At 70.5% G+C, this 12,925-nt stretch carries 11 protein-coding genes; 1 reads left to right on the top strand and 10 read right to left on the bottom strand.

What is annotated here, in order from left to right; translation table 11 throughout:
* Positions 1–57: 57 nt before the first annotated feature.
* The 7 genes from IF46_RS0101560 to IF46_RS0101525 all read right to left on the bottom strand — a co-directional run bounded on the left by IF46_RS0101560 (position 58) and on the right by IF46_RS0101525 (position 9,661).
* On the bottom strand, positions 58–738 hold the full coding sequence (locus IF46_RS0101560) for a response regulator (RefSeq protein ID WP_030486435.1): 681 nt from the start codon (positions 736–738) through the stop codon (positions 58–60).
* Positions 735–3,287, bottom strand: coding sequence for a sensor histidine kinase (locus IF46_RS0101555; RefSeq protein WP_030486434.1), 2,553 nt, complete (start codon positions 3,285–3,287; stop codon positions 735–737). Before IF46_RS0101555 ends, IF46_RS0101560 begins: the two co-directional genes overlap by 4 nt.
* A 72-nt stretch (positions 3,288–3,359) precedes the next feature.
* Positions 3,360–4,241 carry a potassium-transporting ATPase subunit C gene (locus IF46_RS0101550; RefSeq protein WP_030486433.1) on the bottom strand — a complete coding sequence of 294 codons (882 nt, stop codon included), beginning with the start codon at positions 4,239–4,241 and terminating at the stop codon, positions 3,360–3,362.
* The gene (kdpB, locus tag IF46_RS0101545) at positions 4,241–6,424 is read right to left on the bottom strand and encodes a potassium-transporting ATPase subunit KdpB (protein WP_030486432.1); all 2,184 of its coding nucleotides are present in this window, start codon (positions 6,422–6,424) and stop codon (positions 4,241–4,243) included. The genes IF46_RS0101550 and kdpB overlap by 1 nt, the downstream gene beginning before the upstream one ends.
* Before the next feature lie 20 nt (positions 6,425–6,444).
* On the bottom strand, positions 6,445–8,100 hold the full coding sequence (gene kdpA, locus IF46_RS0101540) for a potassium-transporting ATPase subunit KdpA (protein WP_030486431.1): 1,656 nt from the start codon (positions 8,098–8,100) through the stop codon (positions 6,445–6,447).
* Positions 8,100–8,189, bottom strand: a complete 90-nt coding sequence (gene kdpF / locus IF46_RS34180; protein ID WP_036390805.1) for a K(+)-transporting ATPase subunit F — start codon at positions 8,187–8,189, stop codon at positions 8,100–8,102. Before kdpF ends, kdpA begins: the two co-directional genes overlap by 1 nt.
* Before the next feature lie 431 nt (positions 8,190–8,620).
* Positions 8,621–9,661 carry a TRM11 family SAM-dependent methyltransferase gene (locus tag IF46_RS0101525; protein ID WP_030486430.1) on the bottom strand — a complete coding sequence of 347 codons (1,041 nt, stop codon included), beginning with the start codon at positions 9,659–9,661 and terminating at the stop codon, positions 8,621–8,623.
* Positions 9,662–9,733: 72 nt separating this feature from the next.
* On the opposite strand from IF46_RS0101525, the gene IF46_RS0101520 reads away from it, so the two are divergent.
* Positions 9,734–10,576: a zf-HC2 domain-containing protein gene (locus tag IF46_RS0101520; RefSeq protein ID WP_030486429.1), complete on the top strand. Its 843-nt coding sequence runs from the start codon at positions 9,734–9,736 to the stop codon at positions 10,574–10,576.
* A gap of 18 nt (positions 10,577–10,594) precedes the next feature.
* Here the strand turns inward: IF46_RS0101520 and IF46_RS0101515 are convergent, their stop codons facing one another.
* The 3 genes from IF46_RS0101515 to IF46_RS0101505 all read right to left on the bottom strand — a co-directional run bounded on the left by IF46_RS0101515 (position 10,595) and on the right by IF46_RS0101505 (position 12,678).
* The gene (locus tag IF46_RS0101515; RefSeq protein WP_030486428.1) at positions 10,595–11,215 is read right to left on the bottom strand and encodes a CGNR zinc finger domain-containing protein; all 621 of its coding nucleotides are present in this window, start codon (positions 11,213–11,215) and stop codon (positions 10,595–10,597) included.
* Positions 11,216–11,222: 7 nt separating this feature from the next.
* Positions 11,223–11,891: an MBL fold metallo-hydrolase gene (locus tag IF46_RS32090; protein ID WP_198041322.1), complete on the bottom strand. Its 669-nt coding sequence runs from the start codon at positions 11,889–11,891 to the stop codon at positions 11,223–11,225.
* Positions 11,892–11,994: 103 nt separating this feature from the next.
* Positions 11,995–12,678 carry a TetR/AcrR family transcriptional regulator gene (locus IF46_RS0101505; RefSeq protein ID WP_030486427.1) on the bottom strand — a complete coding sequence of 228 codons (684 nt, stop codon included), beginning with the start codon at positions 12,676–12,678 and terminating at the stop codon, positions 11,995–11,997.
* Positions 12,679–12,925: the final 247 nt, after the last annotated feature.

Raw genomic sequence — 12,925 nt, 5'->3', positions numbered from 1 at the left:
ACGCCGCTGCCACTGCGAACGAGATTCTTCAATCTCTGCCGGCGGGTGTCAACGGGGTCACGGCCGGTAGCGGTAGCCCATTCCCGGTTCGGTGATGAGGTGCCGGGGGCGGGCCGGGTCGTCCTCCAGCTTGCGCCGCAGCTGGGCCAGGTACTGCCGCAGGTAGTTGGTCTCGTTCTGGTACTCCGGCCCCCACACGTCCTGCAGGAGTTGACGCTGGCTGATCAGCTTGCCGGGGTGGCGCAGCAGCTTCTCCAGCACGTTCCACTGGGTGGGGGTGAGCTTGACCTCGGTGCCGTCGTCGCTGAGCACGGTCCGATCGGCCAGGTCGACGGTGTGCTGGCCGATCCGCAGTGCCGGCACCGCTTCGCTGGACACGCCGAGGCGGCGGGTCACCGCCCGGATGCGGGCCAGCAGCTCCTCGACCCCGAAGGGCTTGGTGACGTAGTCGTCGGCACCGGCGTCGAGCGCCGCGACCTTGTCCTCGCTGCCGGCACGCCCGGAGAGCACGATGATCGGCACGGCCGTCCACCCACGCAGGCCCCGGATCACCTCGACCCCGTCGATGTCGGGCAGGCCGAGATCCAGCACCACCAGGTCCGGCGGGTGGCTGGCGGCGGCCTTCAACGCGGCGGCCCCGGATGCGGCGATGTCCACCTCGTACCGACGAGCGCGCAGATTGATCCGCAGGGCACGCAGGATCTGCGGTTCGTCGTCGACGACCAGGATGCGCGTCATTCCTGCGGTCCTTCCGAGCTGGTCTGCTGCGCGGCAGGTAGCCGCAACACCATGGTGAGCCCACCACCGGGGGTGGTCTCCGGGGTGATGCTGCCACCCATCGCCTCGGCCAACCCCCGGGACAGGGCAAGACCGAGACCGACGCCGGTCTGGTTGTCCCGGTCGCCGAGGCGTTGGAACGGCAGGAAGACGTGCTCCCACTGGTCCTCCGGGATGCCCGGACCTCGGTCGATCACCCGCAGCTCGACCTGGCCGGCGTGTGCGCTGGCGGTGATGGTGGGCGGCTGGTCGGGCGGGCTGAAGCGCAGCGCGTTGGCGACGATGTTCACCAGCACCCGTTCCAGCAGGCCCGGGTCGGCGTTGGCCGCCGGCAGGTCGGCCGGGATGTCCGTGCCGACGGTCGCGGCAGCCGGGCCAAGTTCGTCCAAGGCCAGGGGTACGGCGTCCTCCAGGCCGATCACCGTCGTCGAGATGCCGAGCACGCCGGCCTGGAGCCGGCTCATGTCCAGGAGGTTGGCGACCAATCGGGCGAGGCGGTCCAGCGACTCCTCGGCGGTCTCCAACAACTCCTCGCGGTCGGACTCGTCGAACTCGATGTCGTGGCTGCGCAGGCTGGTCACGGCCGCCTTCGCAGACGCCAGTGGCGTACGCAGGTCGTGGCTGACCGCGGCGAGCAGCGCGGTGCGCATCCGGTCCGCTGCGGCGAGGGGCCGGGCGGTGGCGGCCTCCTCGGCGAGTCGTTCCTGACGCAGCGCGACGGCGGCCTGGGCCGCGAACGCCTCGACGATCCGCCGGTCGGCGGCCTCCAGCCGTCGGCCGCTGAGCACGACGGTGATCCGGTCGTCGACAGGTACCGCCGTCTCGCCGCCGTCGGGCGTGCAGGCCGGCTGTTCGCCGACGCTGGCCACGACACACCAGGCGTGCTCCTCGCGGGCCCGCTCCGGACGCCCACCGGCGTCCTCGGCCAGCTCCAGCACGCTCACGGCGCGTAGCCCGAAGGTCTCCCGGAGCTGATCCAGCAGGGCTGGCAGGGGGCGTTCGCCGCGCAGCACACCGCCGGCGACGGCGGCGAGGGTCTGCGCGTCGGCGGCGGCCCGCGCTGCTTCCCGGGTACGTCGGGCGGCCACGTCGACGATCCAGCTCACCGCCAACGCCACACCGACAAAGACGGCCAGGGCGAGCAGGTTGTCGCGATTGGCGATGGTCAGCGTGTGGTAGGGCGGGGTGAAGAACCAGTTGAGCAGCATCGAGCCGCCGAGCGCGGCGACCAGGGCCGGCCACACCCCACCGACCAGCGCGACCCCGACCACCCCGGCGAGGAACAGCAGGATGTCGTTGGTCAGTGTCAGGTCGGGCATGCTCTTCAGCAGCAGGGTGAGCAGCGGCACGCCGATCACGGCCAGGGCGAAGCCGAGCAGCCGTCGACGACGGGACAGCGCCGCCGGGACCGCTGCCGCCCGGCGACCCTTGCCGGCCTGCTTGTGGGTGACCAGGTGTACGTCGATCGAGCCGGAGAGCGCGGTGGTGGTCACCCCGACCCCCCGGGCGAAGATCTGCGCGAACCGACCCCGCCGGCTGGCGCCCAACACCAACTGGGTGGCGTTCACGCCCTGGGCGAAGTCCAGCAGCGCGGCCGGCACGTCGGTGCCGAGCACCTGGTGGTACGTGCCGCCCAGGCTCTCCACCAGCACGCGCTGGCGGGCCAGTTGGGCCGGGTCGGCGCCGGCCAGGCCGTCGCTGCGGGCCACGTGCACGGCGAGCAGGTCGGCGCCCTTGCTGCGGGCGGCGATCCGGGCCGCCCGGCGCACCAGCGTCTCGCCCTCGGGGCCGCCGGTCAGCGCGACCACGACCCGTTCCCGGGCCTCCCAGGTGGCCGCGATGCCCTGCTGGTTGCGGTACTTGTCGAGCTGCTCGTCGACCTTGTCGGCGAGCCAGAGCAGCGCCAACTCGCGCAGCGCGGTGAGGTTGCCGACCCGGAAGTAGTTGCCCAGCGCGGCATCGATCTTGTCGGGTCGGTAGATGTTGCCGTGCGCCATCCGCCGACGCAGCGCCTCGGGGGTCATGTCGACCAGCTCGACCTGCTCGGCCGCGCGGACGATCTCGTCCGGCACGGTCTCCCGCTGGGTGGTGCCGGTGATCTGGGCGACGACGTCGTTTACCGACTCCAGGTGCTGCACGTTGACCGTGGACAGCACGTCGATCCCCGCGTCGAGCAGCTCCTGGATGTCCTGCCAGCGCTTGTCGTGCCGGGAACCGGGCACGTTGCTGTGCGCCAGCTCGTCGATCACCGCGACCTCCGGCCGGCGGGCCAGCACCGCATCCAGGTCCATCTCGGTGAACTCCGCGCCGCGGTAGTCCATGGTCCGGCGAGGCACCTGCTCCAGGTCGCCGAGCATCGCGGCGGTGTGTTGGCGGCCGTGGGTCTCCACGAAACCGATCACCACGTCGGTGCCGCGCGCGGCCCGCCGCTGGGCCTCCTCCAACATGGCGTACGTCTTGCCGACGCCGGGTGCGGCCCCGAGATAGATGCGCAGTTCTCCGCGTGACACGGGACCATCCTCCCTGGTCAGATCGGCAGGCGGGGCCGCGCCCGGTAGACGCGGCCCCACCTGCCAAGGTGCTCAGCGTGCGGCGAACTGCCGGTCGAGAGCGATGTTGAGCTCCAGCACGTTGACGCCGGGCTCACCCATGAAGCCGAGAGCGCGTCCGTCGGTGTGCTCCTTGATCAGCTTGCGGACCGCTGCCGGGTCCGCGCCGCGCTCTCGCGCGACCCGGTTCACCTGCAACTCGGCGTACGCCGGGCTGATCTGCGGGTCGAGGCCACTGGCGCTTGCGGTGACCGCGTCGGCGGGCACTGCCGGGTCGGCGGGCGCGTCGCCCCGGATCGGGGTGACCACCCCGCCGGCCGCGACGTAGTCCTCGCCGGGCTGGGCCAGCTCCACCGCGACCCCCTGGTACGAGGTGACGAACGGAGTGGCCGGGGCGGCCTGGTTGACGCTGACCACCCGGGTGACCGGGCCGGTCAGACCGTCGGCGCGGAAGATCGCGAGCACAGCGCCGACCCCGTCGTCGGTGCAGTACGGACGCCGGCCGTCGACGCCGTTGAGCTCGCCGACGGACTTGCTGCGCCCGCACACCTGGGTGAGCAGGCTCTCGCTGGACTCCTCCGGGTCGGTGGCGATGGTGTCGACCACGCTCTCCGGGCCCAGGTTGCTGGCCGAGGTCGAGGTCGGGTCGTAGCCGTCGCCGGCGGCGGAGGGGCGGGACTGGAAGTACCGGGCGACGGGGTTGCCGTCCGCGTCGGTGAAGGACTGGCCGAGCAGCTTGCTGCCGACCGTCGTCTGACCTACGGAGATCAGCGAGCCGTCGGCCTTGTGGTCGAGGCCGGGCAGCTTGCCGACCGCGACCAGGGCCAGCGGGTAGACCAGGCCGAGCAGCACCGTGAAGACGAGCACGGCGCGCAGGGCGGCGAGGTGTTGGGCGAGCCAGTTGGGTAGGCGCATCACGAAATCCCCGGGATGAACTGGATAAGCAGGTCAATGAGCTTGATCCCGATGAACGGCACGATGATGCCGCCCAGCCCGTACACCAGGAGGTTGCGGCTGAGCAGCTTCGACGCGGCGGCCGGCCGGTACCGCACGCCGCGCAGGGCGAGCGGGATCAGCGCGATGATCACCAGGGCGTTGAAGATGACCGCGGACAGGATCGCCGACTCCGGGCTGGACAGCCGCATGATGTTCAGCGCGTCCAGGCTCGGGTAGAGGCCGGCGAACATGGCCGGGATGATCGCGAAGTACTTCGCGATGTCGTTGGCGATGCTGAACGTGGTCAGCGCGCCACGGGTGATCAGCAACTGCTTGCCGATCTCCACGATCTCGATCAGCTTGGTCGGGTCGGAGTCGAGGTCGACCATGTTGCCGGCCTCCTTCGCGGCCGACGTGCCGGTGTTCATGGCCACCCCGACGTCGGCCTGAGCGAGCGCCGGGGCGTCGTTGGTGCCGTCACCGGTCATCGCGACCAGCCGGCCGCCCTCCTGCTCCCGCTTGATCAGCGCGAGCTTGTCCTCCGGCGTCGCCTCGGCCAGGAAGTCGTCCACCCCGGCCTCGTCGGCGATCGCCTTCGCGGTACGCGGGTTGTCGCCGGTGATCATCACGGTCCGGATGCCCATCCGGCGCATCTCGTCGAACCGCTCCCGCATGCCGGACTTGACCACGTCCTTGAGGTGGATGACGCCCAGCGCGCGGGCCGGCTCACCGTCGACGTGCTCGGCGACGACAAGCGGCGTGCCGCCGGTGCTGCTGATCCCGTCCACGATCTCGCCGACCTGCTCGGTCGGGTGGCCGCCGTTCTCCCGTACCCACTTCATCACCGCGGCGGCGGCACCCTTGCGGACCCGGCGGGCCGTGCCCACCGCGCCGCCGTCCACGCTGGCGTCCGGGGTCAGGTCGACACCGCTCATCCGGGTCTGCGCGGTGAACGGCACGAAGGTGGCGTGCGGCATCACGCCCGGCTCACGCTCGCGCAGCCCGAACTCGTTCTTCGCCAGTACGACCACCGAGCGCCCCTCCGGGGTCTCGTCGGCCAGGCTGGACAGCTGCGCGGCGTCGGCCACTGTCGCGGCGTCGACCCCCTCGACAGGTACGAACTCGGCGGCCTGCCGGTTGCCCAGCGTGATGGTGCCGGTCTTGTCCAGCAGCAGGGTGTTGACGTCGCCGGCCGCCTCGACGGCCCGGCCGCTCATGGCCAGAACGTTGCGCTGCACCAGCCGGTCCATGCCGGCGATGCCGATGGCGGAGAGCAGCGCGCCGATGGTGGTGGGGATCAGGCAGACCAGCAGCGAGATCAGCACCACCCCGGTGACACCGGAGTCGGTGATCGCACCGGTGTTCGAGGCGGCAGCCTGGTACGCCTTGGAAAAGATCGCCATCGGCTGGAGGGTGACCACGGCCAGCAGGAAGATGATCGTGAGCGCGGCGAGCAGGATGTTCAGCGCGATCTCGTTCGGCGTCTTCTGCCGGTTGGCGCCCTCGACCAGGGCGATCATCCGGTCGATGAAGCTCTCCCCCGGCTTCTGGGTGATCTGCACGACGATCCGGTCGGAGAGCACCTTGGTGCCACCGGTGACCGCGCTGCGGTCACCGCCGGACTCCCGGATGACCGGGGCCGACTCGCCGGTGATGGCCGACTCGTCGACGCTGGCAATGCCCTCGACGATGTCGCCGTCACCGGGGATGATGCCGCCGGCCTCGACGAGCACGAAGTCACCCTGACGCAGCTCGGCGGCGGGCACCGCCTCGTCGGAGTAGGCGTTGGCTCGCGCACCGGGCTTCCAGTCGATCAGCCGGGTGGCGATGGTGTCCTTCTTCGCCTGCCGCAGTGTCGCGGCCTGGGCCTTGCCCCGACCCTCGGCGACCGCTTCGGCCAGGTTGGCGAAGACCACGGTCAGCCAGAGCCAGACGGTGATCGCCCAGGCGAACACCGACGGGTCGGTCACCGCCAGGACGGTGGTGAACGCGGCGCCGACCTCCACGATCAGCATCACCGGGTTGCGCCACAGCGTGGTCGGGTTGAGCTTGCGCATCGCGTCCGGCAGGGACCGGATCAGCTGCTTGGGGTCGAGCAGGCCCCCGCCGATCCGGTTGCCCTGGTCGGCCCCGGTGGCGAGTTGCCCGGATGTCACGGACATTTCTTCGTTCCTCATGGTGGTCACAGCCCCTCTGCCAGCGGGCCGAGCGCGAGCGCGGGCAGGAAGGTCAGTGCGACGAGGACCACCGTGACGCCGACGACCATGCCGATGAACAGCGGTCGGTGGGTCGGCAGGGTGCCCTCGGACGCGGGGGTGGGTGCCTGGCGGGCCAGCGAGCCGGCCAACGCGAGCACGAAGATGATCGGCAGGAAGCGGCCCAGCAGCATGCACAACCCGAGCGCGGTGTCCCACCAGGTGGTGTTGACCGTGATGCCGCCGAAGGCGGAGCCGTTGTTGTTGCTGGCCGAGGTGAACGCGTAGAGCACCTCGGAGAGGCCGTGCGGGCCGACGTTGAGCGCGGTGGAGTTGTTGCCGGTGGCGAACGCGGCCGCCGTACCGACGAGCACCAGGATCGGTGTGATCAGGAAGTAGAGCGAGGCGAACTTGATCTCGCGCGACCCGATCTTCTTGCCCAGGTACTCGGGGGTGCGGCCCACCATCAGCCCGGCCACGAAGACCGTGATCACCGCGAGGATGAGCAGGCCGTAGAGGCCGGAACCGGTGCCGCCCGGAGCGACCTCGCCGAGCATCATGTTGACCATGGTCATCATGCCGCCGAGCGAGGTGAACGAGTCGTGGAACGAGTTGACCGCACCGGTCGAGGTGAGCGTGGTGGCAGCGGCGAAGGTGGCCGAGTTCGACACGTCGAACCGCACCTCCTTACCTTCCATCGCCGCTCCGACCGCCTGCGGCACCGTGCCGTGGCCGGCCAACTCGAAGATGTTGGTGATGGCGACGCTGAGGAAAGCGAGGATGCCCATCACCGCGGCGATGGCGTAGCCCTGCCGGTTCTGCCCGACCATCCGACCGAAGACCCGGGGCAGGCTGAACGGGATCAACAGGAGCAGGAAGATCTCCAGCCAGTTCGTCCAGGTGGTGGGGTTCTCGAACGGATGCGCGCTGTTGACGTTGTAGAAGCCGCCACCGTTGGTGCCCAGCTCCTTGATCACCTCCTGGCTGGCGACCGGACCACCGGTGATGGTCTGGGTGCCACCGGTCAACGTGCTCACGTCGGTGCCCGCGGAGAGGTTCTGCACCACGCCGCCGAGCATCAGCACGATGGCGCCGAGCACCGCGATCGGCACCAGGATCCGCAGCACGATTCGGGTCAGGTCGACCCAGAAGTTGCCGAGCTGCCCGGTGCGGCTGCGGGCGAAGCCACGTACCAGGGCCACCGCCACCGCGACGCCGACCGCCGCGGAGGTGAAGTTCTGCACGGTCAGACCGGCCATCTGCACCAGGTGGCCCATGGTCGACTCACCCGAGTACGACTGCCAGTTGGTGTTCGTCACGAACGAGACGGCCGTGTTCCACGCGCCGTGCGGCACCACCGGGTCGAACCCCAGGGACAACCACAGGTGGTTCTGCACCCGCTGGAACAGGTACAGGAACAGGATCGAGACTGCGGAGAACGCCAGCACGCTGCGGGCGTACACGCCCCAGGTCTGCTCGGCGGCCGGGTTGACCCCGACCACTCGGAAGATTCCCCGTTCGACTCGCGACTGCTTGGTTCCGTCGACCGCCCGGAACATGTAGTCGCCGAATGGCTTGTAGGCGGCGACGAGAGCCGCCACCAGCGTCAGGACGAAGATGACGCCCGCTGTTGTCATGGTCATCAGAAGCGCTCCGGAAACAGCAGGGCGAACACCAGGAACGCGCCTAGGACGATCGCGAGCACCAAACCGACGGCGTTGACCGCGTTCACAGCTTCTCCACCGCCCGGACCACCAGGGCGAGTACTGCGAACAGCACCACCGTCAGGACCACGAACACCACGTCAGACACGCTGACTCCTCAGACCGGAAAGCTCGTCACGACCGCCTTCCGGTCGCGCCGGGCAATCAAAGCCCCATGAACCGCCCGGCGACAGGGGTCATAACGCGACCATGACGGGGGCGCACCTTTTCTTGACGCGGTTTTCACACCCGCCGCTGAGCAGGTGAAATGCGGCACAGACCCGGGGTGGTCCGGCAGGTCGAGACCAGTTGTCCGCCCTTTGCTCTGCACCCGCGGAGGCGACACTCACGGCCGGTAGCTGGTGCCTCCGCGGGTGCAGAGCAAAGGGACGCACGAGAGAGGCCATGCGCGACCCGGATGGGGTGCGCATGGCCAGCGAGAGCGGAGGTGCGAGGCCGTTCAGGCCGGGCGGCGGGCCACCAGCACGTCACGCATGATCGACTGGTCCACCCGGTGCCGCAGCGCGCGGTAGGGCTCGCTGTCGACCACAGTCAGGCCAGCGTCGGCCAGCGCCGCCGCCGCGTCTTCCCGGCTGGCGACGTGGGTGTTCCAGGAGATACCGAGCGCCCCGCCGGGGCGCAACAGCCGCGCCCAGACCGGCGCGGCGTCCGCGAGCAGCGCCAGCGGGTCACGGGTCAACCCCTGCCCAGCGGTACGACTGCCGTGCTGCACGCCGTACGGCGCGTCCGCGACGACCAGGTCCACGGTCTCCGGGCGAAAGAACTCCGCCGAGCGGGCGGTGTCGGCGTTGACCACGTCCAGCAACTGCGTCTGACCGGCCTTGTGCTCCTCGCGGGTCGGAGCCAACTCGATCCGCACCCGCCGGCCGACCACCTTGCGCTCCCGCCGCACCGGCCCCGACTCCAGCACCCGGTGCTTGACCCGCTTCTGCTTCAGCCAGGTGGTGATGAACGCCCGGTATGCCTCGACGTCCTTCTGGTCGCGCTCGATCCCGGCGGCGTCGAAGCCGTACATCAGCGCCTGGTTGAGGGTGGTGCCCCGACCGCAGAGCGGATCGAGCACCCGAAACCGCCGGCTGGTCAGCTCGGTGGCCCAGTCCGAGGCGAGCAGGGTGACATTGAGCAGCAGCTTGGTGAACTGCTCGTTGGTCTTGCCCGGGTACTTCTGGATGGTGAGCAGGTCGTCGTCGTAGCGGTCCAGTCGGCTCCACTCGATCGGCCGCAGCAGCTCACCGACGATCTCGAACAACGCGTACCCGGCGGAGAGATTGCCCAGGACGGCCAGGTCACGCTCGGTCAGCCCATCGCCGGTGAACGTGACGTAGGACGCCCCTCCGACGACCTCGGTGTCCAGCTCGCCGAGCCGGCCGTCGAGCGCCGAGCGGCCGAAGATCTCCAGCTCGGCGCGGGTGAGGTCCACGGCGGCGCGGGCGTACACCCGGTTGGTGGCGGGCAGGATCAGCAGGCCGTAACGCGTCATGATCCGGCGAGTATTCCACAACCAGTCACGGTCGCCGGGAACCGGAGCGGCTGTCGGAGCGACTACCGATACATGGGGTGTGAGCAGTGGCGGGAGGTCCTGTCCGCGCAGATGGACGGGGAGGAGACCGCCGCCGAACTGACGGCGGCGCAGGGGCACCTCGACGGGTGCGCCGATTGCCGGGCCTGGTTCACGGCGGCGGCGGCGGTGACGCGTCGTATTCGTACCCGATTGGTCGTTGAGGTGCCCGACCGGACGGCGGCGATCCTGGCCGCCGCCAGCGCGGCCCCGGCCCGCCGGTCACGGTGGCGGCGCGGGACCGGACGTGGCCCGCTCGTCGCTGGCCTGCGGAAGGTGCTCGGACGTGGCCCGCTCGTCGCCGGCCTACGGTCGGCGCTCGGGCTGCTCGGCGCGGTGCAACTGGTGCTCGGCCTGGCCCAGGTGGGCCGGGGTGCGAGCGCCGACCACCTGCACCCCACCGGCCAGCACCTGTGGCACGAGTCGGCGGCGTGGAACGTGGCGGTGGGCGCCGGGTTCCTCTTCGTGGCGGTGCGCCGCAGCCCGCCCGCCGGCCTGCTGCCGATGCTCAGCGCGTTCGTCGGCACGTTGCTGCTGCTCTCGGTCAACGACCTGGCGACCGGCTCGGTGGGCGGGGAACGGCTGATCAGCCACGGCTTCCTGGTGGTCGGCTACCTGATCACCGTGCTGCTGTCCCGCCCCGGCCTGCGCCCCGGCGGGCCAGCACCGCAGCGGCAGCCGACTCCGACACGCTGGCGGTTCGGCGCCGACGAGGTGGACCGGCCGTTGCGGGTGGTAGGTCCCGAGTCCTACCCGGCGCAGGCCGCCGACCGGTACGCCGCCCCAGCGGCGCACACCGGCCAGGCCACGCGTGCCGGCGACCGCCGGGCCGCCTGAGCCCGGTATACGGGCTGTTCAGTCCGCCTGCCGTCGGCGCGCTCGGTGGGCCCGCAGGTTGGCCGGCAAGCCGCAGACGCGGACGGAGTGCCAGACCCCGCTGTTGTTGCGGGAGCGGTCGTAGAACGCCACCTGGCACCGGGGGTTGCGGCAGGTCTTGATGCGCCGGCCGACGTCGCTGAGTTGCGCCGCGAACAGCTCCGCCAGGACGAGGGAGACCAACAGCTCGGCCCCCGTTCGGGCGGGATCGAGGTGGACCGAGCCGTTCCCGTCGAGCCGCAGCGTGGCACCGGTGGCATGCGGGGCCGCTGCCCGCTCGGGCGGCCCGGATTCCAGCGTGGCGTGGAGCCTGGCGTCGATCCCGTGCCGCAGCTCCTCGCGGAAGATCCGCAGCGCCCGCAGGCCCGCCGGGTCGAGTGTCACGTCGGGTGCCGGCCGCCCGGTGGCCGCCGACCACTGGGCGGCGACATCGTGCGCCCACTCCGTGGCGCTGCCGAGCTCGTCGAGGAGATCCGGCTGGCGCGGCGCACCAGCCGAGATCGTGTTGAGCAGGTCCTGGACGAGCCCGAGGCCGCCAGGTGCGGGGGCGAGGTCGTATCTCGCGGTGGCGGGCCACGGCGGAGTGGACAACGACGGCATTGTCACATCACTCTCCGATCAGGCCGAGCGCCCCGTACCACAGCGGTCCCGGGTTCACCCAGTCCGGGTAGAGCTTCACCATCTCGTCGAAGAATTCGAGGGCGGTCGACTTCTCAGCCAGCAGCCGCTCCACGTTCAGCAGATACCGCCGGGTCTCGTCGATGCTCGACTGGTCGTCGGGGCGGTTGCGGTTCTTGTGACTGGCAACGACCGCCCGCCGTGCAAGCGCCTCGACGCGGTCGAGGCCCTTGAGCCACTCCCGCAGGCCACCGTTGACGGTTTCCAGCAGGTACTGGTGGACCCCGTTGTAGACGACGTCGCCGGCCACCACGAGGCCGATCGACGGCACGTGCAGAACGGTGCTGTGGTCGCCGTCGGTGTGCCCGGTCTCGACCGGCTGGGCGACGTTGCCTTCGAGCAGGATTCCGCCGGACGGCACCGGAACGGCGTCGACAGGCGACGCCGGGATCAGCCCGGGGAAGACCTTGTCGAACACCTCTCGGCGCCCGACGGTGGCCTGCTGGTGCATGACCTCGATGGTCCCGGGCGTCGCGTAGGTGACGGCGTCAGGGAAGCGCTTGACCAGCTCAGGAGCACCGAACCAGTGGTCGCCGTGCCCGTGGGTGGCGTAGATGGCCGTCAGCCGCTTGCCCGACCGCGCGATCCAGTCGCCCACCGCCGCGATCTACTCGTGGGTGAACGGCGGGTCCACCAGCAGCGCCTCCATAACCGTAACCGCTATGCCTATTTCACCACCGCCAACGCGCTCGTTGCCTGCGTCACCGCCCCCGTGCCACGCCCTGGGCGGGAGGCTCAGCCGGATGTGTCGGCCGTGCCGGGCCCTCGTCGGCAAGGACCTGCGGAATGACCTGTTCGACGATGGCCAACAGGGTCGTGGTGAGCAGCAGGTGCACCTGGGCTCGGGTCAGCGCGCCACGCTGGAGCCACTCCCGGGCGGTCGACGTCACCAATCCGCAGTACGCCCGGACCATGCCGCGAAGCTCCTCGTAGTGCGCGGCCTGGCCAGCCAGCCCGACGGCCACCAGCACGCGGTCCGCGGCGACCTCCTCGGCCTCGGCGAGCACCCGCTCCACGTCGGCGTCGCCGCCCATCCCCCGGGCGGTGACCGCCGCCAGCCACGAGGTGCTGTGCCGGGACACCACGTCGAGGAACCAGGTGACGCTGGCGTCGACCCGGGTCCGTAGATCACCCTTGGGCAGCCGCTCCAGAGCCACCTCCGGGATGGTCACCATGACCCGGACGACCTCCAGGTAGAGGTCCTTCTTCGCACCGAAGTAGTGGTTGACCAGGCCACGAGCGACGCCTGCCTCGCGGGCGACGTCGGTGGTCGACACGTCCGCGTACGGGCGCTCGCCGAACAGCCGGACCGCACAGGCCAGGATCTGCCCGCGCCGGGCGTCCGGCTCCAACCGGCGGCGGCGCGGAGCCGTCTCGACACTCACCTGCCCGACCCTATCGGCAGCTCAGGGACCAGCCGCCGTTCCTCACCTTGATCACTTGATGCTCAGTAGTCGTCGGAGCTGTCTCTGAACTACTCAGCATCAAGTGATCACCGCGCGCTCCCACGACGCCGGACCACGTGCCGGCCGAGGTGGCGCAGGTTGGGCGTCTCGGAGTAGAGCACCGGGTTGATCGCGCCGTTCCAGCGGCTGCACGGGACCACGGTCTGGCTGCGGGCCGATGTGGAGG

The organism is Micromonospora chokoriensis, from assembly GCF_000718555.1.
Taxonomy (GTDB): Bacteria; Actinomycetota; Actinomycetes; order Mycobacteriales; family Micromonosporaceae; genus Micromonospora; species Micromonospora chokoriensis_B.
The sequence above is the reverse complement of the archived record's forward strand: the minus strand, read 5'-3'. Positions and strand labels throughout refer to the sequence as shown.

Excerpts from the sequence above, each read along its gene's own strand:
- IF46_RS0101560 (WP_030486435.1), bottom strand. The coding sequence starts at position 738 with ATGACGCGCATCCTGGTCGTCGACGACGAACCGCAGATCCTGCGTGCC.
- IF46_RS0101550 (WP_030486433.1), bottom strand. The coding sequence starts at position 4,241 with ATGCGCCTACCCAACTGGCTCGCCCAACACCTCGCCGCCCTGCGCGCC.
- kdpB (WP_030486432.1), bottom strand. The coding sequence starts at position 6,424 with ATGTCCGTGACATCCGGGCAACTCGCCACCGGGGCCGACCAGGGCAAC.
- kdpA (WP_030486431.1), bottom strand. The coding sequence starts at position 8,100 with ATGACCATGACAACAGCGGGCGTCATCTTCGTCCTGACGCTGGTGGCG.
- IF46_RS0101525 (WP_030486430.1), bottom strand. The coding sequence starts at position 9,661 with ATGACGCGTTACGGCCTGCTGATCCTGCCCGCCACCAACCGGGTGTAC.
- IF46_RS0101520 (WP_030486429.1), top strand. The coding sequence starts at position 9,734 with ATGGGGTGTGAGCAGTGGCGGGAGGTCCTGTCCGCGCAGATGGACGGG.
- IF46_RS0101515 (WP_030486428.1), bottom strand. The coding sequence starts at position 11,215 with ATGCCGTCGTTGTCCACTCCGCCGTGGCCCGCCACCGCGAGATACGAC.